This window comes from Aliidongia dinghuensis (assembly GCF_014643535.1).
Taxonomy (GTDB): Bacteria; Pseudomonadota; Alphaproteobacteria; order ATCC43930; family CGMCC-115725; genus Aliidongia; species Aliidongia dinghuensis.
The window spans coordinates 194197-217202 of record NZ_BMJQ01000010.1 but is presented as its reverse complement, the minus strand read 5'-3'; the positions used below and the strand labels follow the sequence as shown (position 1 = coordinate 217202).

Annotated in this window: 24 protein-coding genes; 20 read left to right on the top strand and 4 right to left on the bottom strand. The window is 67.5% G+C overall.

Annotated features, from left to right (window positions below):
• Positions 1-81 precede the first annotated feature (81 nt).
• The 4 genes from rpsM (at position 82) to rplQ (ending at position 2513) form a co-directional block, all read left to right on the top strand.
• Positions 82-450: a 30S ribosomal protein S13 gene (rpsM, locus tag IEY58_RS19775; protein WP_189048925.1), complete on the top strand. Its 369-nt coding sequence runs from the start codon at positions 82-84 to the stop codon at positions 448-450.
• A gap of 18 nt (positions 451-468) precedes the next feature.
• The gene (rpsK, locus tag IEY58_RS19770) at positions 469-867 is read left to right on the top strand and encodes a 30S ribosomal protein S11 (RefSeq protein ID WP_189048923.1); all 399 of its coding nucleotides are present in this window, start codon (positions 469-471) and stop codon (positions 865-867) included.
• A 176-nt stretch (positions 868-1043) separates the two neighbouring features.
• Complete coding sequence (locus tag IEY58_RS19765) at positions 1044-2060, top strand: DNA-directed RNA polymerase subunit alpha (RefSeq protein WP_229743833.1); 1017 nt, start codon at positions 1044-1046, stop codon at positions 2058-2060.
• Positions 2061-2096: 36 nt separating this feature from the next.
• The gene (rplQ, locus tag IEY58_RS19760) at positions 2097-2513 is read left to right on the top strand and encodes a 50S ribosomal protein L17 (protein ID WP_189048919.1); all 417 of its coding nucleotides are present in this window, start codon (positions 2097-2099) and stop codon (positions 2511-2513) included.
• Between the two features lie 116 nt (positions 2514-2629).
• Here the strand turns inward: rplQ and IEY58_RS19755 are convergent, their stop codons facing one another.
• Positions 2630-3385 carry a YkgJ family cysteine cluster protein gene (locus IEY58_RS19755; RefSeq protein WP_189048917.1) on the bottom strand — a complete coding sequence of 252 codons (756 nt, stop codon included), beginning with the start codon at positions 3383-3385 and terminating at the stop codon, positions 2630-2632.
• 153 nt (positions 3386-3538) lie between these two features.
• On the opposite strand from IEY58_RS19755, the gene IEY58_RS19750 reads away from it, so the two are divergent.
• From IEY58_RS19750 to IEY58_RS19715, 8 genes are all read left to right on the top strand, one after another.
• Positions 3539-3802: a hypothetical protein gene (locus IEY58_RS19750; protein WP_189048915.1), complete on the top strand. Its 264-nt coding sequence runs from the start codon at positions 3539-3541 to the stop codon at positions 3800-3802.
• Positions 3792-4178 (top strand): hypothetical protein, encoded by a 387-nt coding sequence (locus tag IEY58_RS19745; protein WP_189048913.1) that lies wholly within the window; start codon positions 3792-3794, stop codon positions 4176-4178. Before IEY58_RS19750 ends, IEY58_RS19745 begins: the two co-directional genes overlap by 11 nt.
• Positions 4175-4327: a hypothetical protein gene (locus IEY58_RS19740; protein ID WP_189048911.1), complete on the top strand. Its 153-nt coding sequence runs from the start codon at positions 4175-4177 to the stop codon at positions 4325-4327. Before IEY58_RS19745 ends, IEY58_RS19740 begins: the two co-directional genes overlap by 4 nt.
• Before the next feature lie 83 nt (positions 4328-4410).
• Positions 4411-5790: a trypsin-like peptidase domain-containing protein gene (locus IEY58_RS19735; RefSeq protein WP_189048909.1), complete on the top strand. Its 1380-nt coding sequence runs from the start codon at positions 4411-4413 to the stop codon at positions 5788-5790.
• A gap of 3 nt (positions 5791-5793) precedes the next feature.
• Positions 5794-7119 (top strand): replication-associated recombination protein A, encoded by a 1326-nt coding sequence (locus IEY58_RS19730; RefSeq protein WP_189048907.1) that lies wholly within the window; start codon positions 5794-5796, stop codon positions 7117-7119.
• On the top strand, positions 7116-8123 hold the full coding sequence (locus tag IEY58_RS19725) for an RluA family pseudouridine synthase (protein WP_189048905.1): 1008 nt from the start codon (positions 7116-7118) through the stop codon (positions 8121-8123). The genes IEY58_RS19730 and IEY58_RS19725 overlap by 4 nt, the downstream gene beginning before the upstream one ends.
• 8 nt (positions 8124-8131) lie before the next feature.
• Positions 8132-8812, top strand: a complete 681-nt coding sequence (locus tag IEY58_RS19720) for an HAD-IA family hydrolase (protein ID WP_189048903.1) — start codon at positions 8132-8134, stop codon at positions 8810-8812.
• Positions 8813-9508, top strand: a complete 696-nt coding sequence (locus IEY58_RS19715; RefSeq protein WP_189048901.1) for an ATP12 family chaperone protein — start codon at positions 8813-8815, stop codon at positions 9506-9508. It abuts the gene before it with no gap.
• A 124-nt stretch (positions 9509-9632) separates the two neighbouring features.
• Here the strand turns inward: IEY58_RS19715 and IEY58_RS19710 are convergent, their stop codons facing one another.
• On the bottom strand, positions 9633-10742 hold the full coding sequence (locus tag IEY58_RS19710) for an OmpA family protein (RefSeq protein ID WP_189048899.1): 1110 nt from the start codon (positions 10740-10742) through the stop codon (positions 9633-9635).
• Between the two features lie 479 nt (positions 10743-11221).
• Here IEY58_RS19710 and IEY58_RS19705 point away from each other — a divergent pair, with 479 nt between their 5' ends.
• The 7 genes from IEY58_RS19705 (at position 11222) to IEY58_RS19675 (ending at position 20225) form a co-directional block, all read left to right on the top strand.
• Positions 11222-12391 (top strand): efflux RND transporter periplasmic adaptor subunit, encoded by a 1170-nt coding sequence (locus IEY58_RS19705; protein ID WP_189048897.1) that lies wholly within the window; start codon positions 11222-11224, stop codon positions 12389-12391.
• Positions 12388-15558, top strand: a complete 3171-nt coding sequence (locus IEY58_RS19700) for an efflux RND transporter permease subunit (protein ID WP_189048895.1) — start codon at positions 12388-12390, stop codon at positions 15556-15558. Before IEY58_RS19705 ends, IEY58_RS19700 begins: the two co-directional genes overlap by 4 nt.
• Positions 15559-15563: 5 nt before the next feature.
• Positions 15564-15977 (top strand): DOPA 4,5-dioxygenase family protein, encoded by a 414-nt coding sequence (locus tag IEY58_RS19695; RefSeq protein WP_189048893.1) that lies wholly within the window; start codon positions 15564-15566, stop codon positions 15975-15977.
• A gap of 199 nt (positions 15978-16176) precedes the next feature.
• Complete coding sequence (locus tag IEY58_RS19690; RefSeq protein WP_189048891.1) at positions 16177-17709, top strand: acyl-CoA carboxylase subunit beta; 1533 nt, start codon at positions 16177-16179, stop codon at positions 17707-17709.
• Between the two features lie 10 nt (positions 17710-17719).
• Positions 17720-17932 (top strand): 2TM domain-containing protein, encoded by a 213-nt coding sequence (locus IEY58_RS19685; protein ID WP_189048890.1) that lies wholly within the window; start codon positions 17720-17722, stop codon positions 17930-17932.
• Positions 17933-17949: 17 nt separating this feature from the next.
• Complete coding sequence (locus IEY58_RS19680; protein ID WP_189048888.1) at positions 17950-19938, top strand: acetyl-CoA carboxylase biotin carboxylase subunit; 1989 nt, start codon at positions 17950-17952, stop codon at positions 19936-19938.
• Positions 19939-19943: 5 nt separating this feature from the next.
• The gene (locus IEY58_RS19675) at positions 19944-20225 is read left to right on the top strand and encodes an acylphosphatase (RefSeq protein ID WP_189048886.1); all 282 of its coding nucleotides are present in this window, start codon (positions 19944-19946) and stop codon (positions 20223-20225) included.
• 68 nt (positions 20226-20293) lie between these two features.
• Here IEY58_RS19675 and IEY58_RS19670 read toward each other — a convergent pair whose 3' ends face one another.
• Positions 20294-20971, bottom strand: a complete 678-nt coding sequence (locus IEY58_RS19670) for a TenA family transcriptional regulator (RefSeq protein ID WP_189048884.1) — start codon at positions 20969-20971, stop codon at positions 20294-20296.
• Positions 20972-21150: 179 nt separating this feature from the next.
• On the opposite strand from IEY58_RS19670, the gene IEY58_RS19665 reads away from it, so the two are divergent.
• Complete coding sequence (locus IEY58_RS19665; protein WP_189048882.1) at positions 21151-21591, top strand: hypothetical protein; 441 nt, start codon at positions 21151-21153, stop codon at positions 21589-21591.
• Here the strand turns inward: IEY58_RS19665 and IEY58_RS19660 are convergent.
• On the bottom strand, positions 21588-22925 hold the full coding sequence (locus tag IEY58_RS19660) for a hypothetical protein (protein WP_189048880.1): 1338 nt from the start codon (positions 22923-22925) through the stop codon (positions 21588-21590). The two genes, IEY58_RS19665 and IEY58_RS19660, sit on opposite strands and share 4 nt — an antisense overlap.
• Between the last annotated feature and the right edge of the window lie 81 nt (positions 22926-23006).

Below are 23006 nucleotides of genomic sequence, written 5' to 3'. Positions count from 1 at the left end.
AAATTCATACACTGCGCGGCCTCAGTCGATCTGCCTTGGCCGATTGACCGCACAGTATTCTATCTTCGAGGAGTCGACGGCGTGGCACGTATTGCTGGCGTCAACATACCGAACCAAAAGCGTGTGGCCATCGGCCTTACCTACATCCATGGTATCGGTCGGGTAACGGCGGAACAGATTTGCAGCAAGATCGGCATTCCGGCCGAGCGTCGCGTGCACGAACTCACCGACGACGAAGTGCTGCGCATCCGCGAGCTCATCGACCGGGAATACACGGTCGAGGGTGATCTGCGCCGCGTCGTGTCGATGAACATCAAGCGTCTGATGGACCTGGGCTGCTACCGCGGCCTGCGCCATCGCAAGGGGCTGCCCGTCCGCGGTCAGCGCACCCATACCAATGCCCGTACCCGCAAGGGTCCTGCCCGGCCGATCGCCGGCAAGAAGAAGTAAGCGGGTCGGAAGGACATCATGGCCAAAGCTGCAGCCGGCGCTCCGCGCCTTCGTCGTCGCGAACGCAAGAACATCACCTCCGGCGTCGCGCATGTGAACGCGTCGTTCAACAACACGGTGGTCACGATCACCGACGCGCAGGGCAACACGATCGCCTGGTCGTCGTCGGGCGCCCAGGGCTTCAAGGGCTCGCGCAAGTCGACGCCGTACGCCGCCCAGATGGCTGCCGAAGATGCCGGCCGCAAGGCGATGGAGCACGGCATGCGCACGCTCGAAGTCGAGGTGAAGGGGCCAGGTTCGGGCCGCGAGTCGGCGCTGCGCGCGCTGCAGGCGGTGGGCTTTGCCGTGACCTCGATTCGCGACGTCACGTCGATCCCGCACAACGGCTGCCGGCCGCCGAAGCGCCGCCGGGTCTGAGCATCAGGTCGGCCGGCGGCCGGAGCTTGCGAGCTTCGGTTGCGGCCGTGGAAGTTCGGTCGATGGACCGCCGGCGGCGTCAAGCCGCGGCGGTCCGTCCCTTTCAATCGTCCGCCTGCCGATATCCAGGAATTCCGATATCGATCGGGCGGGCTGTTCGGCATGAGGTTTCACTCGTGATTCAGAAAAACTGGCAGACCCTGATCAAGCCGAAGCAGCTCCAAGTCGAGCCGGGTGACGATGCCGCCCGGGTTGCGACCGTGGTCGCGGAACCCCTGGAGCGCGGCTTCGGCCTGACGCTCGGGAACGCGCTGCGCCGGGTCTTGCTGTCGTCGCTGCAGGGTGCCGCCGTCACCTCGGTGCAGATCGAAGGTGTGCTGCACGAGTTCTCGTCGATCCCCGGCGTGCTCGAAGACGTCACCGACATCGTGCTGAACATCAAGGGCCTGGGCCTGCGCATGGGCGGCGACGGCCCGAAGCGCATGCGGCTCCGGGCCACCGGCCCCGGCGAAGTGCGCGCGAGCCAGATCGAGACCGGCCATGACATCGAGGTCATGAACCCGGACCTCGTGATCTGCACGCTCGACCAGGGCGCCAAGATCGTCATGGAGTTCACGGTCGAGACCGGCAAGGGCTACGTCGCGGCGACGCAGAACCGGCCCGAGGACGCGCCGATCGGCCTCATCCCGGTCGACGCCCTGTTCAGCCCGGTGCGCAAGGTCAGCTACAAGGTCGAGAACACCCGCGTCGGCCAGGTGACCGACTATGACCGGCTCGCCATGCTGGTCGAGACCAACGGCGCGGTCACGCCCGAGGACGCGGTGGCGCTCGCCGCCCGCATCCTGCAGGACCAGCTGCAGCTGTTCATCAATTTCGACGAGCCGCGGCTCGCGACCGAGGAGAGCCGGCCGGCCGAGCTGCCGTTCAACAAGAACCTGCTCCGCAAGGTCGACGAGCTCGAGCTGTCGGTCCGTTCGGCCAACTGCCTCAAGAACGACAACATCGTCTACATCGGCGATCTCGTTCAGAAGACCGAGGCGGAGATGCTGCGCACGCCGAATTTCGGCCGCAAGTCGCTGAACGAGATCAAGGAAGTGCTGAGCCACATGGGCCTCCATCTGGGCATGGAGATCCCGAACTGGCCGCCGGAAAATATCGAAGAGTTGGCCAAGCGGCTCGAGGAGCCGTACTGAGGAAGGACGGCCCGCTAGGCCGCGAGGGAGTTAGGAATGCGTCACGGATTGAGCGGCCGGAAGTTCAGCCGCACCTCGTCGCATCGCAAGGCGATGTTCGAGAATATGGCTGCCGCGCTCTTGAAGCACGAGCAGATCACCACGACCCTGCCGAAGGCGAAGGACCTGCGTCCGATCGTCGAGAAGCTGATTACGCTCGGCAAGCGGGGCGGCCTGCATTGCCGGCGCCAGGCCCTGTCGATGCTGCAGGACACGACGGTCACCGAGAAGCTCTTCTCGACGATCGCCGAGCGCTACAAGGAGCGCCAGGGCGGCTACGTCCGCATCGTCAAGGCGGGCTTCCGCTATGGCGACAGTGCGGCGATGGCCGTGATCGAGCTGGTCGATCGCGATCCGGAAGCCAAGGGCAAGGATTCGGGCCCGGTTGCCGAGACCGAGGCCGAAGCCGCCTGATGATGCTCTGACGGGCGATCCCGCCCGTCGAGATCGATAGTCCGACAGGCCCGGGTGCGAAAGCGCCCGGGCCTGTCGTCGTTCATATCGGCTCGCTTCTCCCACCTTGCGGGGATCTATCGCCCGCCGTCGGCCGGCGGCTGATAGCTCGCAGCTTGCTCCAGGACCGTTTCCCCGGCGAGCCAGCGCCGTTCCGCATCCGGATCGGCCCAGGCGGCGACGAGGGCGGCGGTCAGTTCCAGCGACTGGCGCGGGGCGCCGGCATCCTCGAACGCATAGCTGCGCGTGTGCGACACCACGTTGGTCAGCATGTTGGCGGCGGTCGGCTGCGGCACGTCGAGGCCGGTGCCGTCGTGCACCGCCTGGCAACGCTTGACGTCGAGCGACAGATAGCCTTGGCACGGCGTCGGTCGCGCTGCATGGCCGAGGCACTCCATCGTCGCCGGGTCCTGGACCGGGCAGGCGATCTTGAGCCGGTGGCGGGCGAGCGGCTCCATACCGTGGCCGCGGGTGTCGGCCGCAAGCGCGCGCGCCTTGATCGCGGTGACCGTTTCCGCCGGTTGCGTGCGCTCCAGATGCTCGATGAGCGCGAAGGCCTCGTCCGGCGTCACGTCGATGGTGAGCGTGCAGCACACGCCGCAGCCCCTGGCGCAATCGACGTGGCTGCCGGCCTGCTCCAGCGCCGGGAAGATCGGCGCCATCTCCTCGTCGAGCACGGCGAGGCGCTCGACCGCCATAGCGGCCGAGACGCCCGGGCGCATGCCATGGCGCTCGATGACCGCTTCGAGCCGCGCCTTGGCGCGCTCGTAGACGCCAAGCAGGAATTGGCGTGCTTCCTCCGGCAGATCGACAGTCTTGGGCGTTCCGGTCACGAAGCAAGTCTCCCTGGGTTCATCACGCCGGCCACAGTCGGGCTGGTTGCGGCCAAGTATGGCCGAAATCGCGGGTGGAGCGCACTGGAAGATCCGGCCTCGCTACCGGCAAGCCTGGACTTCGAAATGTTACCTTGGTACATATATCACATCATGACAACGATCGAACGTGTCCAGACGGGCGTCCGGCTCGAACGCCGCATGCTCAAGGTGTTGAAGGGGCTGGCCGAGTATCTCGACCTGTCCTTAGGCGATCTGCTCGAGGGCATCGTGCTGCACAGTTTCGAGGGCAAGCCGCCGTTTTCGGACGAGACGCTGCGCCAGATCGCGGCGCTCAAGGCGGTCTATGGCCTGGATCTCTCGGCGGCGGACGCGCACCGGCTGGTGGAAGCATCCGGGGGCGGCGATGCTGCCTGACGACGGCGACGCAGCCATCGCCGCATTCCTCGGCGGCGGAATCGATCCGGCCGGGTTTCGTCATCGCGACCATGTCCGCGTCGCGTTCGAAATGCTGCGCCGGGCCCCGTTTCTCGAGGTGGCGCCGGCCTATGCCGCGGCGCTGCGCGCCCTCGCGGTCAAGGCCGGTAGGCCCGGAGCCTATCACGAGACGATCACTGTCGGTTTCCTGGCGCTGGTCGGCGAACGGCTACTGGCCGGCGACGAGAGCTTTGCCCGTTTCGAGCGCGACAATCCCGATCTCTTCGACAAGGCGGTGCTGCAGCGCTGGTACAGTGCCGAGCGTCTCAGCTCCGCCGCGGCCCGGCGGACCTTCCTGCTGCCGGAGCCGCGATGACTCCCGGCCTCGCAGCCGCTACGCGGATCTACCGGGGCCTGTTCGTGGCTTTCCTGCTGTTCGCAAGCGGCCGCACCGTGCTTTCCGCCGCCACGCAGCAGGCGGGCCATCCGCCGATGATCGTGTTGTCGTTGCCCGGCGGCACATAAGCAACAGTTGGCGGTTGCCGTCGGGCTCGGGGCGGTACTGTGCTGGCGCCGCGCCCGCACTTTGCCTAGATTGGGCGCCAGCCATGATCCGCCCGTCGCTTGTCCTCGTCCTCATCCTCGTCCTGCCGATCGCAGCCCGAGCGGCGGATACCCGCGTCGTGCCGGTGACGGTCCAGCAAGTGCAGCTGTCGTACGCGCCGGTCGTGCGCAAGGCGGCGCCGGCGGTCGTCAATGTCTATACGCGGGCGCTGAGCGATGTCGGCGCCTCGGCCGCGGTCCGGCGCGACCCGGCCTACCGGCGCTTCTTCGCGCCGGGCGAGGACCGGCTTGGCCATTCGCTTGGCTCGGGCGTGCTCGTCGATCCGAACGGCACGATCGTGACCAACCAGCATGTGATCCAGGACGCGGGCTCGATCGTGATCGTGCTGTCCGACCGCCGCGAGTTCGACGCGGACCTGGTGCGCAGCGACGAGCGGACCGACCTGGCCGTGCTCAAGATCAATGCCGGCGGCGAGGCGCTGCCCTATCTGCCGCTCAAGGACTCGGACGATCTCGAGGTCGGCGACATCGTGCTCGCGATCGGCAATCCGTTCGGCGTCGGCCAGACCGTGACCTCGGGCATCGTCTCGGCGCTCGGCCGCGCGGTCGACGGCATCAACGACTATCGCTCCTTCATCCAGACCGACGCGGCGATCAATCCGGGCAATTCCGGCGGCGCGCTCGTGAGCCTCGACGGCAAGCTCGCCGGCATCAATACGGCGCTCTATTCCGAGGGTGGCGGATCGGTCGGCATCGGCTTCGCCATTCCGAGCGATCTCGTGCACTCGGTGCTGGCGCCGAGCGAGGGCTCCGGTCATCGCATCCTCCGCCCATGGCTCGGCGCCAGCGGCCATACGGTCACGGCCGGGGCGGCGCGCAAGCTGGGCTTGAGCCGGCCTTCGGGCATGCTGATCGATGATGTGGTGCGGTCCGGGCCGGCAGCGGAGGCAGGGCTCGTGCCGGGTGACGTCATCCTGTCGATCGACCACAAGCCGGTCGCCGACGAGGACGGCGTGCGCTATCGCTTCGCGACGTTGCCGGTAGGCGCCACCGCCAAGCTTGGCATCTGGCGCGCGGGCGAGGAGCGGGACCTCGACATCCACCTGATCGCGCCGCCCGAGACGCCGCCGCGCAAGGTGACGCAGATCCGCACGACCGGGCCGTTCCTGGGCGTCACCGTCGCGAACCTGTCGCCGGCGCTCGCCGACGAACTGCATACCGACGAGGTCACGGGCGTGATCGTGCTCGATGTGCCGCGCGGCGGCACGCACTTGCGGCTTCTGGCCGGCGACGAGCTGCTCAACCTGAACGGCCAGCCGATCGCAGACGTGGGCCAGCTCCAGACGCTGCTGCCGCGCCTGGCACCGCCCTGGCGGGCGACGATCCGACGCGACGGCCGGACGCTGCGTCTGGCGGGCAACTGAGCGATGTCGCCCAGCCTGTTTGAGGCCCAGGCGCCGCGGCCGCTGGCGGATCGCCTGCGGCCGCAGACGCTCGCCGACGTGGTGGGCCAGGACCATATCCTGGCGCCGACCGCGCCGATCGGCCGGATGGTGGCGGCCCACCGGCTCGCGTCCATGGTGCTGTGGGGGCCGCCCGGCTGCGGCAAGACCACAATTGCGCGGTTGCTCGCCGATCAGACCGATCTCGAGTTCGAGCCGCTGTCGGCCGTGTTCTCGGGTGTCGCCGATCTCCGGAAAGTGTTCGAGACGGCGAAGGCGCGGCGCCGGGCCGGGCGCGGCACGCTTTTGTTCATCGACGAGATCCACCGCTTCAACCGGGCCCAGCAGGACAGTTTCCTGCCCTATGTCGAGGACGGCACCGTCGTGCTCATCGGCGCCACGACCGAGAATCCGTCGTTCGAACTGAACGGGGCGCTCCTGTCGCGTGCCCAGGTCTTCATTCTGAAGCGGCTCGACGAGCAGGCGCTCAGCATCCTGGTCGCCCGGGCCGAGGCGCTTCTGGGCCATGCGCTGCCGCTCGACGACGACGCGCGCCAGAGCCTGCTCGCCATGGCCGATGGCGACGGCCGCTATCTCCTGAACCTGGTCGAGGAGGTGGCGCTGCTGCCGGCGGACACGCCGCCGCTCGATCCGAAGCGGCTCGCGGCCCAGGTCCAGCATCGCGCCCCGCTCTACGACAAGGCGCAGGAAAGCCACTACAACCTGATCTCGGCGCTGCACAAGTCGCTGCGCGGCTCCGATCCCGATGCGGCGCTCTATTGGCTGGCGCGCATCCTGGTGGGCGGTGAGGACCCGCTCTACGTCGTCCGCCGCCTCGTACGCTTCGCGAGCGAGGACATCGGCATGGCAGATCCGAACGCGCTCGTGCAGGCGATGATGGCCTGGGATGCGTATGAGCGCCTCGGTTCGCCCGAGGGCGAGCTGGCAATTGCCCAAGCCGTCGTGTATCTCGGCACCGCGCCGAAGTCGGTCGGCATCTATCGCGCGTTCGGTGCGGCGATGCGCGCGGCCAAGCAGACCGGCTCGCTGATGCCGCCGATGCATATCCTGAACGCGCCGACCAAGATGATGCGCGAGCACGGCTACGGCGCCGGCTACAACTATGACCCGGACACGGCCGACGGCTTTTCCGGGCAGAATTATTTCCCCGACGGCATGGCCCGCGAGGAATTCTATCAACCGGTCGATCGCGGCTTCGAGCGGGAAATCCGCAAGCGGCTCGACTATTGGGACAAGCTGCGCCGGCGTCTCGCCGCGGGCGGTCCCGTGAAGGGAGATGACGAGCGATGAGCGGTGTCCGCCTCATCCAGGTGTCCGAGGACGATGCCGACATCCGGCTCGACCGCTGGTTCAAGCGGCAATATCCGGGCCTGAGCCATATCCGGCTCGAGAAGCTCTTGCGCACGGGCCAGGTCCGCGTCGATGGCGGCCGGGTCAAGGCGGCGACCCGGCTTGCCGCCGGGGCGACCATCCGCGTGCCGCCGTTGGACGAATGGGCGGAGGCGCCGCTGCCGCCGGACGATCGGCCGAAGGCGGCGCCGAAGCCGCCCTCGGAGGCGGAGCAGGAGACGCTTAGGCAACTCGTGCTCTATCGCGACAAGGACGTGATCGCGATCAACAAGCCGCACGGGCTCGCGGTCCAGGGCGGGACCAATACGTCGAAGCATCTCGACGGCATGCTGGACGCGCTCAAGTTCGACGCGGCGGAGCGGCCGCGCCTGGTTCACCGGCTCGACAAGGACACGAGCGGCGTGCTGCTGCTCGCCCGCTCGGCCAAGGCCGCTGCCTGGCTGGCGCAGGCCTTCCGCGAGAAGAGTGCGCGCAAGACCTATTGGGCGGTCGTCGCGGGCGTGCCCCGGCCCCATCGCGGCAAGATCGACCTGCCGGTCGGCAAGGGTGCCGACGGTGGGCGCGAGAAGATGATGGCCGACGAGGACGAGGGCCGTTGGGCGGTCACGTACTATGCCGTCGTCGAGCAGGCGGCGCAGAAGGTCGCCTGGCTCGCCATGATGCCGATCACCGGCCGCACCCACCAGCTGCGCGTCCATTGCGCCGAGATCGGCACGCCGATCCTGGGCGACGGCAAGTACGGCGGCGGCAAGGCGGTGCTCGACGGCATCGATCATGCGCGCAAGCTGCACCTGCATGCCCGCTCGATCCGGCTCGACCGGCCGGATGGCAGCGTGCTCGAGGTGACGGCGCCCTTGCCGGCGCATATGCAGGCGACCTGGAAATTCTTCGGCTTCGAGCCGAAGCCGGAGAGCGATCCGTTCGAAGACCTTGAGCTCGAGTGAACGGGCTCATGGTGGGTGAACCTTGCCTGGTCGTGTTCGACTGCGACGGGACATTGGTCGATGCCCAGGCCGGCATCATCCAGGCGATCCACGAGGCCTTTGCGGCCGCGGGCCTGCCGGCGCCCGGCGCCGAGGCGATCCGGCGCGGCGTCGGCCTGTCCCTTGAAGTCGCGATCCGGCGCCTGGCACCCGAGGCCGGGCCCGACCTGGTGCTGCGGCTCGCCGATCTCTATCGCGAGGCGTTCGTGGCGCTGCGCCAGCGTCCGGAATATACCGAGCCGCTCTATCCCGGCGCGCGTGAGGCGCTGGACCAGCTCAACGCCTGGGGTGTCGTGCTGGGTGTCGCGACCGGCAAGGGCCGGCGCGGGCTCGGCCTGTCGCTCGAGCGCCACGGGCTCGTCGACCGCTTCACCGTGCTGCAGACGGCGGACGATGCCGCGGGCAAGCCGGCACCGGACATGCTCATCAATGCCATGGCTGAGACCGGCATCGGCCGGGAGCGAACGCTCATGATCGGCGACACGACCTTCGATATGCTGATGGCGCAGGCGGCGCGCGTTGCCGCGGTCGGCGTCTCGTGGGGCTATCACGCGCCCGGCGAGCTCATCGCGGCCGGAGCCGCCCGCGTGCTCGACCGGTTCGCCGACCTGCCGCCCCATGTGGCGGCACTCTTCGCGCTCGAGGGTTAGATGAAGCGTTTCTACAAGCAGGTCGCGGCCGCCCCGGTCGACGGCGGCTTCGGCGTGGAGCTGGACGGCAAGGCGCTCCGGACGCCGGCCAAGGCGCCGCTCTTGCTGCCGACCGCGCCGCTCGCCGCCGCCGTCGCCGACGAATGGGCGGCCCAGGACGAGACGGTCAAGCCCGACACGATGCGCCTCATGCAGCTCGCCTCGACCGCGATCGACCGGGTGGCGCGTCACCGCCTGGCTGTGGTCGACGAGGCGGCCGGCTACGCCGCGAGCGACCTCCTGTGCTATCGCGCCGAGGCGCCCGACAGCCTGATCGCGCGCGAGGCGGCGCTGTGGCAGCCGCTGCTCGACTGGGCCATGGTGCGGTTCGACGCGCCGCTCGCCGTCACGCGCGGCATCGTCCATGTCGACCAGCCCGAGGCGAGCCTCAAGGCGCTCAAAGCCATACTGCTCGATCTCGACGTGCTGACGCTGACCGCGGTCGCCGACCTGACTGCCGCCACCGGTTCGCTCGTGATCGCGCTCGCGGTCTGGGACGGGCATCTCGACGCGGCCGGTGCCGCAGAGGCGACGCTCATCGACGAGACCGTGCAGAACGAGCGATGGGGCGAGGATGCCGAGGCCAAGGCGCGGCGCGACCGCCTCGTCGCCGACATCCACGCGGCGGCGCGGTTCCTCCAGCTGCTCAAGGCCTGAAAGAAAGAAAAGCCCGCCGGCGCCTTGCGGCGCGGGCGGGCCCAGTTCCAAGGATGATGAGAGGGGATTGACCCGCTCATTGGGAAAACCCGGCGGAGGCCGCCGGGTTCCCTCGTCTCGGAATTTACTGCAGGACGATCTCGGCGCGGCGGTTCTGCGGCTCGCGCACGCTGTCGGCGGTCGGGACCAGCAGGTTCGACTTGCCGACGCCGCTCGTCGAGATCTCGCTGTCCGGCACGCCGTCGGCGATGAGCTGGGCCTTGACCGCGGCGGCGCGCTTCTCGGAGAGCGCCTGGTTGTACTTGGCCGAGCCCACCGTGTCGGTATGGCCGGTCACGTTGATCCGCGTCAGGTTGCCGGCCCTCACGCTGTCCGACGCCTGCTGGATCACCTTGGAGGCGGCAGCGCTGATGTCCGACTTGTTGAAGTCGAAGAACACCTGGAACGCGCGCTGCACCTCCGGCGCCTTGGCCGGCGGGGCGGGCGGCGGCGGGGCAACGGCCGGCAGCGGTGCCTGCGCCACCTGCGGTGCCCAGAACTCGTAGCGGATGCCGAGCGTCACGGTCTGGTCGCCGATCGAGGTCTTCGTCGGGCTGCCGATGCCGGAGAGGCCCGGCGAGCTCGCGAACGTGCCGCTCTGCGTGCCGAAATAACGATAATCGAGATCGACCTTGATCTGCGGCGCGACGGCATAGGACACGCCGGCGATGCCCTGGTAGGCCAGCACGTCGTCCTTACCGCTCACGACATTGCCGTTATAGACATGCGCATTGTCGAAGCGCGGGCGGGCCCAGCCCACGCCGACGCCGACATGGGGCATGAAGCCGTAGGACTCGATGCCGAACAACGCGGTCGGATCGATGTCGTAGAGGCCGTTCACCATGACCGCCGTGGTGCCGAGCGCGCCGCCATTCGGGGCACCGGCCGAGCCGCGCACGCTGCGCACGTCGTTGCGGCGATAGCTACCCTCGAGCTCGGCGCGGAAGCCGTTGCCGAAGCCCCAGCCGACGGTGCCGAGGCCGACCCAGCCATTGTCGAACTCGCTCTTCGTGTCGGCGCCGCCGCCGTTCGGGCTGATGTCGTTCAGAAAGCTGCCGCCGCCGGCCGCGCCAACATAGGGGCCGTAGGTGTAATTCGGGTTCACCACAGTCTGCGCCTGGGCAGCGCCGACGCCATAGCCGGCCAAGACCGCGGCAGTGCCAAGCAGCATGGCAAGAGTACGTTGCTTCGTCATTACAGTCTCCAAAACTAACGGTGCGATGTAGCCGCGTTCACGCTCCAGTCAACTCCATACGGCCTCGACTGTTGCGTGTCATTAGCGTCATTGTTTCGATGTGTTGCGCAGAAAACACGCGACGATATGGCTCATCGCCCACGAACGTGGACTAGGGGCGGGGAGCACAATTTGGGAAGTGTCTCTGTTCGAACAAGGGCAATATTGCGGCGAATATGTGGCATGTCTCGCTTAGATGGAACGCTACCCTCCGTTGAGGCGGCTGCCCGGGCGGTATCGAAGCTACGCAAGCCCGGTTACGATATGGCCATCGTCTTAGGCGCCGCGATCTGCTAGGTTCTCGGCAAGAGCGCACAAGCGCTCGCCGCGTGCCGCGACCACGCGGTATGCGGGAGGCGAGCACGAGGGCTGCGCCGGCGATTATTGCGTCCAATCGCCGCATCCTGCACAAAATTTATGCAATCATGGGGTGGCCGGCGATGCGGCGCGCGGTGTTTTCTCTACTGGGTGTAGCAATTTTTCTGGCCGGTGGTGCGGCGTTCTGGCGCACCTACTATGCCGGGAACCTTTCGGCCCATGCGGTGTCCGCCCCGCCGGCGCCGACGGTGCATGTCGCCACGGTGGTCCAGCGCGACGTGCCGATCTACGTGCGCGGCATCGGCCAGGCGCAGCCGTTCAACATCATTCAGTTGAAGAGCCGGGTCGACGGCCAGATCGAGCGGATCCTGTTCACGGAGGGCCAGCAGGTGAATGCGGGCGATCCGTTGATCGAGATCGACCCGCGTCCCTATCAGGCCGCGGTCGGCCAGGCGGAGGGCGCGCTCGCCAAGGACCAGGCGCAGCTCGCCTCGGCCAAGGCAGACCTCGAGCGCTCGACGAGCCTGCTGCAGCACGGCTATGCGTCGCGCCAGGTGTTCGACCAGCAGTCGGCCGCGGTGGGCCAGCTCACGGCCGCCATCAAGATTGACCAGGCGACGCTCGATGCCGCCCGGCTCAATCTGCAATTCTCGATGATTCGCGCGCCGATCTCGGGCCGCATCGGCAAGCGGCTGGTCGATGCCGGCAACGTCATCCACACCGCCGACGATACAGATCTCGCGGAAATCGTGCAGACGAAGCCGATCACGGTGCTGTTCACCGTGCCGCAGGACGCGCTGCCCGACATCCAGGCCGGCCAGCGCACGGGGCCGCTCGTCGTCGAGGCGCGTTCCGGCAACGACCAGAAGCGAATCGCCGAGGGGCATCTGACACTGATCGGCAACCAGATCGATCCGCAGACCGGCACGATCGAGCTCAAGGCCCAGTTCGAGAATCCGGACGAGGCGCTCTGGCCGGGGCAGTTCCTGAACGCCCGAGTCGTGATCGGCACGCGCAAGGACGCGGTGACCGTGCCGATGGAGGCCGTCCAGACCGGCCTCAAGGGCAAGTTCGTCTATGTGGTCGAGCCTACTGCCTCGACCGTGGCGCCGCGTGACGTCGGCGTGCTGCAAAGCGTGCATGGGCTCGCCGTCGTCGAAGGGCTGAAGCCGGGTGAGGTGGTCGTCGTCGACAACCACGACCAGCTGGCCCCGGGCATGACGGTCAGGATCGACTCGACGACGGCTGACCCGGTGGCGCTCCGCACCCGGGCCGAGGCGACAGCGTCATGAGCGCCGAAAGCACGCGTGCAGAGGGCTTCGACACCCGGGAGCTCAATGCCGGGGGCCTCAATCCCTGCCGCCCCTTCATCCTCCGGCCGGTGGCGACCATGCTGCTGGCGCTCGGCGTCATGATTTTCGGCATCGCCGCCTGGGCCATGCTGCCGGTCGCAGCCCTGCCGCAGGTCGAATATCCGGTCATGAACGTGCTCGCGACCTATCCGGGTGCCAGTGCCGAGACCATGGCGACCTCGATCGCAGCGCCGCTCGAGCGCCAGTTCGCCTTCGTGAGCGGCATCGTCTCGATCAATTCGACCTCTTCGCTCGGCCAGACCTTCGTGCGCCTGCAGTTCGATCTGGGCCGTAGCGTCGACCTGGCAGCGATCGACGTGCAGTCGGCGATCTCGAACGCGGCGGGCGACCTGCCGAGCGACATGCCGAACCCACCGTTCTTCTTCAAGGAGAACCCGGCCGAGCGCGCCATGGTCGTGATGGCCTTCACGTCGGACCTGATGCCGCTCACCAAAGTCGATCGCTTCGCCGACACGGCGGTCGTGCGCCGCATCTCGAACCTGCCGGGCATCTCGCGCGCCTTCATCGCCGACGAGCAGAAATTCGCCATCCGGGTCCGCATCAACCCGGCCTCGCTCGCGGCGCGCGGGCTCTCGCCCGAGGATGTGCGCAACGCCGTGCAGCGCGCAACGGTCAACCGGCCGAAGGGCCGGCTCGAAGGCGGCGACTTGGTGACGACGGTCGAATCGAACGACCAGATCTTCGATGCCGACGGCCTGCGCGATGTCGTCGTCGCCTACCGCAACGGCGCGCCCGTCCGGCTCTCGGACGTGGCGTCGATCACCGACAGCGTCGAGAACGACAAGGCGACCGGCTGGTACAACGGCCATCCGGCCATCGTCATCGCCGTGCAGAAGCGGCCGGGCGCCAACACGGTGCAGGCGGTCGATGGCTTGCGGGCCTCGCTCGCGAGCCTGCGCGCCTCGCTGCCGCCGTCGATCAGCCTCAACATCGTGACCGATCGGGCGGAGACGATCCGCGCTTCGCTCGCCGACGTCGAGGTGACGCTTGCGATCACCATCGCGCTCGTCATCCTCGTGATCTTCCTGTTCCTCCGGCACTTCTGGGCGACAGTGATCCCGTCGATCACGATCCCGCTGTCGCTGCTGGCGACCTTGATCCTGATGTACGGCCTGGGCTTCACGCTCGACAACCTGTCGCTGATGGCGCTCACCATCGCCGTCGGCTTCGTCGTCGACGACGCGATCGTCGTGATCGAGAATATCGTGCGCCACATGGAGGAGGGCGAGGGGCCGATCGAGGCGGCGATCAAGGGCGGCGGCCAGGTCGCCTTCACCATCATCTCGATCACGCTGTCGCTGGTGGCGGTGTTCATCCCGGTCTTCTTCATGGGCGGTATCGTCGGCCGGCTGTTCCTTGAGTTCGCGGCGACCGTGTCGGTTGCGATCCTGGCTTCCGCCGTGATCTCGCTCACCCTTTCGCCCATGCTGTGCTCGCGGCTGTTGAAGCCGGCCAAACACGCGGCCAAGGCGGCGCCGACCGCGTTCCAGCGCTGGGTTGCCCATGCCAACGACGCGGTAATCGAGGCCTATCACCGGAGCCTCCTCTGGGTGCTGCATCACCGCAAGCTCACCATGCTCAGCTTCGCGCTGACCCTGGGGCTCACCGGCTATCTCTATGCGGTCGTGCCCAAGGGCTTCTTCCCGCCGCAGGACAATGGCCGCATCTTCGGCTTCGCCGAGGCGCCGACCGGCACGCCGTTCGTGCAGACATCGCACCTGGTTGAGCAGATGACGGCGGTCATCCGGTCCGATCCGGATGTGTTTTCGGTCACGAGCTACGTCGGCGGCGACGGCGACGAGAACACCGGCGAGTTCGTCATCAACCTGAAGCCGCGCGAGGAGCGCGCGAACGACGTCTATCAGGTGCTGGGCCATCTGCGCGAGCGCGCGGCGAAGCTCCAGGGCTTGCGCTTCTTCATGCAGCCGGAGCCGGAGATCGTTACCGGCACCGACGTCGGGCGGACCGAGTACCAATACACGCTGATCGACGCCGACCGGGACGAGCTCGAGAAATGGACGCCGATCGTGCTCGATCACCTGAAGAAGGTGCCCGGCCTGCTCGACGTGTCGAAGGATCTCAACACCGCGTCCAGCGTGCGCGTCGTGGTCAACCGCGATCTCGCGGCCCGCATGGGCGTCGATCCCAAGGCGATCGACGACACGCTCTATGATTCCTTCGGTGCCCGGCGGGTGGCGGAGATCTTCACCGACGCGAACCAGTACTACATCCTGCTCGAGGTCGATCCCGCGTTCCAGGCGGATCCGGCGGCGCTGCAGCTCATCCATGTCGCCTCGGCCACGGGCAAGCAGATCCCGCTCTCGACCTTCGCCTCGTTCGAGAGCTCGGTGGCGCCGATCACCATCAACCATCGCGGCCAGTTCCCGGACGAGAGCCTGACCTTCAACCTGGCGCCCGGCGTGTCGATCGGCGAGGCGGTCGACCGCATCCACCGCATGGAGGCGGAGCTCGGCAAGCCCATTACGCTGCAGACCACCTTCGAGGGTGCCGCGCAGGAGTTCGAGAAGTCGCTCGCGAGCCAGCCCTGGCTCATCGCCGCGGCGACGCTCGTCGTCTATATCGTGCTGGGCGTGCTCTACGAGAGCTTCGTCCATCCGCTGACGATCCTGTCGTCGCTGCCCTCGGCCGGCGTCGGCGCGCTCCTGGCGCTGATCGCCTGCGGCTACAATCTCGACGTCATGGGGCTGATCGGCATCATCCTCTTGATCGGCATCGTCAAGAAGAACGCCATCATGATGATCGACTTCGCGATCCAGGCGGAGAAGGAGGGGCTGGGGCCGGAAGAGGCGATCGTGCAGGCCTGCTACGTGCGTTTCCGCCCGATCATGATGACGACGATCGCCGCGATCTTCGGCTCGCTGCCGCTGGCCTTGGGCCAGGGCGCCGGCTCCGAGCTCCGGCGGCCGCTCGGCATCGCCATCGTCGGCGGGCTTATGGTCTCGCAGCTGCTGACGCTCTATACGACGCCAGTTATCCATCTGGCGCTCCGGACGATCTCGCTCAAGCTGCAGGCGCTCTGGCGGCAGGTCCGACGTCACCGGCCGGCGCCCGCGCCCGCGGAGTAGACCCCATGACCGAACCGCAGCCGATCCAGGCGATCGAGAGCTATCACGCGCACATCTATTTCGACGGGCCCGAGGCGCGCGAGCGGGCGGCGCAACTCCGCGAACAGATCGCGGCGCGCTTCCGCGTGCAGATGGGCCGCTGGCGCGACCAACCGGTGGGTCCCCATCCGCTGCCGATGTACCAGGTCGCGTTCGAGGTGGCGCTGTTCCCCGCGATCGTGCCCTGGCTCATGCTGAACCGGCAGGGCCTGACCGTCGTCGTCCATCCCAACACCGATCGGCCGCGCGACGATCATCTGATCCATGCGCTCTGGCTCGGCCAAGTCCTGCCGCTCGACGGCAGCGGGCTCGAGGAATCGCTCTCAGCCCTGGGCCGCACGCAGGACCCGGTCGTGCCGAATACCGAGCCGTCGGTGTGATCCTCGTTCGTCGTCCCCGCGCAGGCGGGGACCCAGGGCGAGCGAAGGCCATCTCCTCAGACATATTGCGTGGGCCACCCTGGATTCCTGCCTCTCGCGGAATGACGGGGAGGGGCGGCGCTGGCGTCGCCCGATCGTTGGTGCTATGCGAAATGACGCGCCCGCTCGGGACGTCCTTCGAGGCAGCAGCACGGGAACCATGCAGGAAATCTTCCGCCGGCTACAGGAGAAGCGCGACGCTGCCCGCATCGGCGGTGGTGTGAAGCGCATCGAGGCCCAGCACAAGAAGGGCAAGCTCACCGCGCGCGAACGGCTGGACGTGCTGCTCGACGAGGGCTCGTTCGAGGAATGGGGCATGTTCGTCGAGCACCGCTCGACCGACTTCGGCATGGACGAGCAAAAGATCCCGGGCGACGGCGTCGTCACCGGCTACGGCACGATCAACGGCCGCCTCGTCTTCGTGTTCAGCCAGGATTTCACCGTGTTCGGCGGCTCGCTCTCCGAGGCGCATGCCGAGAAGATCTGCCGGATCATGGACCAGGCCATGAAGGTCGGCGCCCCGGTCATCGGTCTCAATGATTCGGGCGGCGCCCGCATCCAGGAGGGTGTGGCGAGCCTCGGCGGCTATGCCGAGGTGTTCCAGCGCAACGTGACCGCGTCCGGCGTCATCCCGCAGATCTCGCTCATCATGGGCCCGTGCGCCGGCGGGGCGGTCTATTCGCCGGCCATGACCGACTTCATCTTCATGGTGAAGGACTCGTCATACATGTTCGTGACCGGTCCGGACGTGGTGAAGACCGTGACCCACGAGAGCGTCACCCAGGAGGAACTGGGCGGCGCCGTCACGCACACGACCAAGTCCGGCGTCGCCGACCTGGCGTTCGAGGATGATCTCGAGGCACTGCTGGAGCTCCGGCGCTTCATGGGCTTCCTGCCGTCGTCGAACCGCGAGCGGGCACCACGCTACGACACGACCGATCCGATCGACCGGGTCGAGCTGTCGCTCGACACGCTGATCCCGGCCAATCCGAACAAGCCCTACGACATGATGGAGCTCATCCTGAAGGTCGTGGACGAGGGCGACTTCTTCGAGATCCAGCCGGGCTTCGCCCGGAACATCATCACGGGCTTCGGGCGCTTGGACGGCCAGACCGTAGGTTTCGTCGCCAACCAGCCGATGGTGCTGGCCGGCTGCCTCGACATCGAATCGTCGAAGAAGGCGGCGCGCTTCGTGCGCTTCTGCGACTGTTTCGAGATCCCGATCGTGACCTTCGTCGACGTGCCGGGCTTCCTGCCGGGCACGGCGCAGGAATTCGGCGGCATCATCAAGCACGGTGCGAAGCTGCTCTATGCCTATGCCGAGGCGACGGTGCCGAAGGTGACCGTCATCACGCGCAAGGCCTATGGCGGCGCCTATGACGTCATGGCGTCCAAGCATTTGAGGGGCGACGTCAACTATGCCTGGCCCACGGCCGAGATCGCGGTCATGGGCCCGAAGGGCGCCGTCGAGATCATCTTCCGCGCGGACATGGACGATCCGGCGAAGATCGAGGCGCGCACGGAGGAATATCGCGAGAAGTTCGCGAACCCGTTCGTGGCGGCCTCGCGCGGCTATATCGACGAGGTGATCCAGCCGCGCTCGACCCGCCGCCGCATCATCCGCTCGCTCGCCATGCTGAAGGACAAGCAGCTCGTGAACCCGCCGAAGAAGCACGACAACATTCCGCTGTGAGCGACCCACTGTGAACGATGAGGAGGGACGCCGGCGGCTCAAGCGCTTCCTCATCCACCTCGGCATCTATTTCGCCGCGACGGTGCTTCTGGTGTTCGTCAATCTGTGGGTCATGCCCCGGGACCTGGCGGTGATCTGGCCGCTGCTGTTCTGGGGTGTGATCCTCGCTCTTCACGCCGCTCGCCTTATGGGGCTCTGGCCTGAGCGCCGCCCCAAGCCATAACCGGGACCGGAACCGACATGTTCAAGAAGATCCTGATCGCCAATCGTGGAGAGATCGCCTGCCGGGTGATGCGCACGGCCAAGCGCATGGGCATCAAGACCGTGGCGGTCCATTCCGACGCCGACGCCATGGCGCTCCATGTGCGCGAGGCGGACGAGGCGGTCGCGATCGGCGGCTCGGCCGCGGCCGAGAGCTATCTCAAGATCGAGCGCATCGTCGAGGCCTGCAAGCAGACCGGCGCCGAGGCGGTCCACCCGGGCTACGGCTTCCTCTCCGAGAACCGCGCGTTTGCGGCAGCACTCGAAGAGGCCGGCATCGCCTTCATCGGCCCGGGCACCCACGCCATTGCCGCCATGGGCGACAAGATCGAGTCGAAGAAGCTCGCCAAGGCCGCCGGCGTCTCGACCGTGCCGGGCTATATGGGTGTCATCGCCGACGGCGACGAGGCGGTGAAGATCGCGCGCGAGATCGGCTATCCGGTCATGATCAAGGCGTCGGCTGGCGGCGGCGGCAAGGGCATGCGCCTCGCCAAGAACGACGCCGAAGCCAAGGAAGGCTTCCGCTCGGCCACGAACGAGGCGCGCTCGTCCTTCGGCGACGACCGGGTGTTCATCGAGAAATACATCGAGGAGCCGCGCCATATCGAGATCCAGGTGCTGGGCGACGCCCACGGCAACGTCATCTATCTGGGCGAGCGCGAATGCTCGATCCAGCGCCGGCACCAGAAGGTGATCGAGGAGGCGCCGTCGCCGTTCCTGGACGCGGCGACGCGCGCCGCCATGGGCGCCCAAGCGGTGGCGCTCGCCAAGGCCGTCGAGTACAAGTCGGCCGGCACGGTCGAGTTCATCGTCGACCGCGACCGCAATTTCTACTTCCTCGAAATGAACACGCGGCTCCAGGTCGAGCATCCGGTGACCGAGGAGGTGACCGGCCTCGACCTGGTCGAGCTGATGATCCGGGTCGCCTATGGCGAGAAGCTGCCGATCACCCAGGCCGACGTGAAGCTGAAGGGCCACGCGATCGAGGCGCGTGTCTATGCCGAGGACCCGCTCAGGGGCTTCGTGCCGTCGATCGGGCGCCTGACCCGCTACCGTCCGCCCGAAGGGCAGGGCGTGCGCGTCGACACCGGCGTCTACGAGGGCGCCGAAATTACCATGTTCTATGACCCGATGATCGCGAAGCTCGTGACCTACGGCGCCGACCGCAAGGATGCGACCCACCGCATGGCCCAGGCGCTCGACGCCTTCGCGATCCGCGGCGTCAACCACAACATCGGCTTCCTGGCCGCGATCATGGGGCGCGAGCGCTTCACCTCGGGCCGGCTCTCGACCGACTTCATCGCGACCGAGTTCCCGGATGGGTTCCAGGGGGCCGCCCTGTCGCGCGACGAGGCGGATCAGCTGGTGTCGATCGCGGCCGTGGCCCAGCACCGGATCACGACCCGCGACTTGGGTGCGGCGTCAGGGCCGCACAAGCCGGCCGTGCCGGCCGACTGGACCGTGCTGGTCGGCCCGCCGCCGCGTGCACGCCGCGAGGTCCATGTCGTGCCCGGCGCCGACGGCACCTATGCCGTGACGCTCGACGGCCATACGCGCCAGATCCTGACCCAGTGGGCGCCGGGCGTGGGCCTGTTCGAGGCGAAGATCGACGGCGTCGGCATCACGCTGCAGATTGACCGGGCCGGCGCGGTCCTGACGCTGTTCCGTTCGGGGGCGGCGACCGAGATGCGCGTGGTCAGCCATGCGGTGGGTGCGCTCACCGGCCTCATGCCGGTCAAGACGCCGCCCGATCTCTCGAAGTTCCTGCTGTCGCCGATGCCGGGCCTCCTGGTCTCGGTCGCCGTTGCCGAAGGTCAAGACGTCAAGGCGGGCGAGGAACTGGCCGTGGTCGAGGCCATGAAGATGGAGAACGTGCTCCGGGCCGAGCGCGACGGCAAGGTGAAGAAGATCGCGGCATCCCCGCGCGAGAGCCTGGCGGTCGACCAGGTCATCATCGAGTTCGAGTAGGCCTCGTGAGCCGCACCGCCCTGCATCTCACCATCCGCGGCCGGGTGCAGGGGGTGGGATATCGCTGGTGGACGGCGAGCACGGCGGAGGCCCTGGGCCTTGCCGGCTGGGTCAGGAACCGGCGCGACGGCACGGTCGAGGTTCTGGCGATCGGTGCGGCCCATGCCCTCGAAAGCCTGGCAGAGGCCTGCTGGCACGGCCCGTCCACGGCGGCCGTGACCGCGGTCGAACGCACCGCCGCGGACGACGACGGCTCGATCTCGTTCGAGCAGCGGCAGACGGTCTGAAGCAAGTTGCCGTCATCCCCGCCTTCGCGGGGAATGACGGATTTAATCAGGTCGGCAAGACCGTCCGATCACGCTGCGCGCTGGGCTGTCCAGGTCTGGAGCAGGCCGGTGAAGAAGCCGTCCCACAGGCGCCACATCTCCTCGGCGTTGGCCACGATCTCGGCCATGTCGTCGGCCGAGAAATCGAGCCGCACGGCATGGCGCGCCTTGCGCACATGCTCCGGCTCCTGCTCGACATGGATATCGACCCAGGGCAGTTGTTCCTTGCCCGAGGCGGCCGTCACGGCGGCGCCGAGGCCGGAGACGATGCGCATGTCGATGATCTCGGTGCCGTAGACGAAGCCGAGGGCCGACTGGAAGCGAGCAGACGAACGGCGATAGCCGTCCATCAGGCGCCGCGTCGCCTCGGTCATCGGGGCCGCGATGACGTCGGCCTCGGCGAAGCCCGCGTCGACCATCGTGTCGCGATAGAGGTTCTCGTGCGCGCGCTCGATCTCGCCTTCGCCCAGCTCTTGGTAGAGGATCTTGGAGATCTGGGTCTTGAGCTCCGTCGTCGGCAGCACGGCCACGGCCCGCGCCAGGAACTCCGGGAAGTAGCTGATCGGGTACCAATACTGGCCGAGAAACACCGCGACCTGCGTGCGGTTAAGCGGCTCGTTCGCGACATGGTCGAAGAACGGATGGCGCAGCACCGATTGGCGGAGCGGGTTCTGGCCGAGGGCGGTCAGGAAGGCTTCGCGGTCCATAAGCTTGTCTCCTCTCATCGGGTCTAAGGTGCTTACGGCGCGGTCGAAGCCGGAGAGCTCATGACCAAGGTCGCATCGCGAGTTGCCGTAGGCAAGCGCCGATCTGTGGCGGTCGAACGCTATCAAACGGTCAAACGAAGCGACTATGATTTGGTTCACCGGAAGTTGGGAATTTATGCATGATTGATCGCCGCCAGGTTGTTCTTGGGATGCTCTTGGGCTTCCTTGCCCCGCGGGCGCGGGCCGCCGAGGCGGCTCTGCTCAAGTTCACCGAGCTCTACGAGCCGGCCGGGGCCGCTGGGCTGGTTACCACGCCCAAGACCAACGGCCTCGCCGGCCGGCCGGTGGTGATGAAGGGCTTCATGGCGCCGCCGTTGAAGCCCGACGCCGATTTCTTCGTGCTGACGCGCGAGCCGATGTCGGTCTGCCCGTTCTGCGACAGTGCCGCCAACTGGCCGGCCGACATCGTCGTCGTGCATCTCGCGGGTCCTAATGACTATGCCGACAATGCCGTGCCGATCGCGGTCACCGGCACGCTCGATCTCGGGCCCAAGATGGACCCGAAGACCGGTTTCGTGAGCCTCATCCGGCTCGAGCGCGCGACCTACGAGCGGCTCTAGATCACGCCCGCCTTGCGCAGCCGGTCGAGGTCGGCGGCGACACCGTCCAGGCCCTTGTTGGCATAGACGATCTGCACATGCTCGGCGCCGAGATAGCTTAAGGCGGGATTGCGGAACTTGGTGTTGAAGCGCGCGATGTCGGCAGCGTCGTAGCCGTATTTCTGGGCGAGCACGGTGAGGACGACCTGCGCCTGCGCCACCGCCGGGCCGGTGTAGGTGTAGTCGGCGTCCGACAGGTTGTGCAGGACATATTCCACCAGCAGGTTGGGCTGGTTCGGCAGCGTGTTCATGAGGTCGGTCGAGCCGAGCTCGCGCACGGCCGGCAGGCGCAGGCGGCCGGCCTTGTCCTGGGTCAGGTAGCCCTTCGCGACCGGGTCGATGCCGGCGACGATGGCGGCGGCGCGCAGCCAGTTGACCACGCGATATTCGAAGCCGCCGGTCGGTGCCGAGTGGGCCGAGGCTTGGGTTACGACGAAGGCCGGCGGGAAGCCGCGCTTCATGGTCTCGGCGACGGCCAGGATGTGATGGGCGCCGGTCTTGCTGTCGCCGTCGGCGCCGTAGTTGTCGGTCTTGCCGTTGCCGCCGAAATTAAGCTCGGCGAACTCGCCGCCCTCGGCGGTCCATTGGAACACGATGGTCTTGGTCCAGTCGTGCCACATGGGCGCCAGGCGGATGATGTCGTCGTCGATGAGCACGGTCGCCGCGGCCGGCGCCGGCACCTTGCCGCGGACCGGCGTCACCTCGGCGAGGCCGCTCTTGCCTACGGTGCCGTAGATGCGCCGATAGTTCTCGGCCAGGCTCAGGTCGCTCGACAGGTTGAAGGACGTGTGGATGGCGAGCCCGCCCGGCTCCGAATGATGGCCGCCGAACACGCTGCCGGGCGCCGCCCAGAACGGCTGCGGCAGGTTGGGGCACGAGCCCGCCTCGGCAATGACCGGCGGAAACACGCCGGCCTTGAGCCCGCCCGGGAATTTCGTCTCGTCGGCCGGGTCGATCAGGCCCTCGGCCTTGAGCTTGTCCAGGATCGCCTGCTTCTTCGCGTCGTCGACGCCGACGCGGTGCTCGATGCAGGTCTTGGGATTGGCGAGCGCGTCCTCGGTCTTCTGCCGCAGCTCGGCGTTCTTGACCTGCTTCAGCTGGGTCAGCACGAGGCGATAGGCGCTTTGCACCAGCGGCGACTTGGCCGCGATCGCTGCAGCCGCCGCGTTGCCTTCGCCGGGCTTGGTCTGGTCGGCGGGCTTGAGCGCTGCCGTGCCCTGGTCGGCGAATGCCGGGGCGGCGAGGGTGAGGCCGAGGCCGGCGACGAGGGCGAGGCGGGCAGGGGAGAGCGGCATCGTCAGGGGCTCCGGAGGGGGAATTCGGTCGGAAAGGACAGTAGATTGAGGCGGTTGCAGCTTCGTGACGGTATCGGGCGG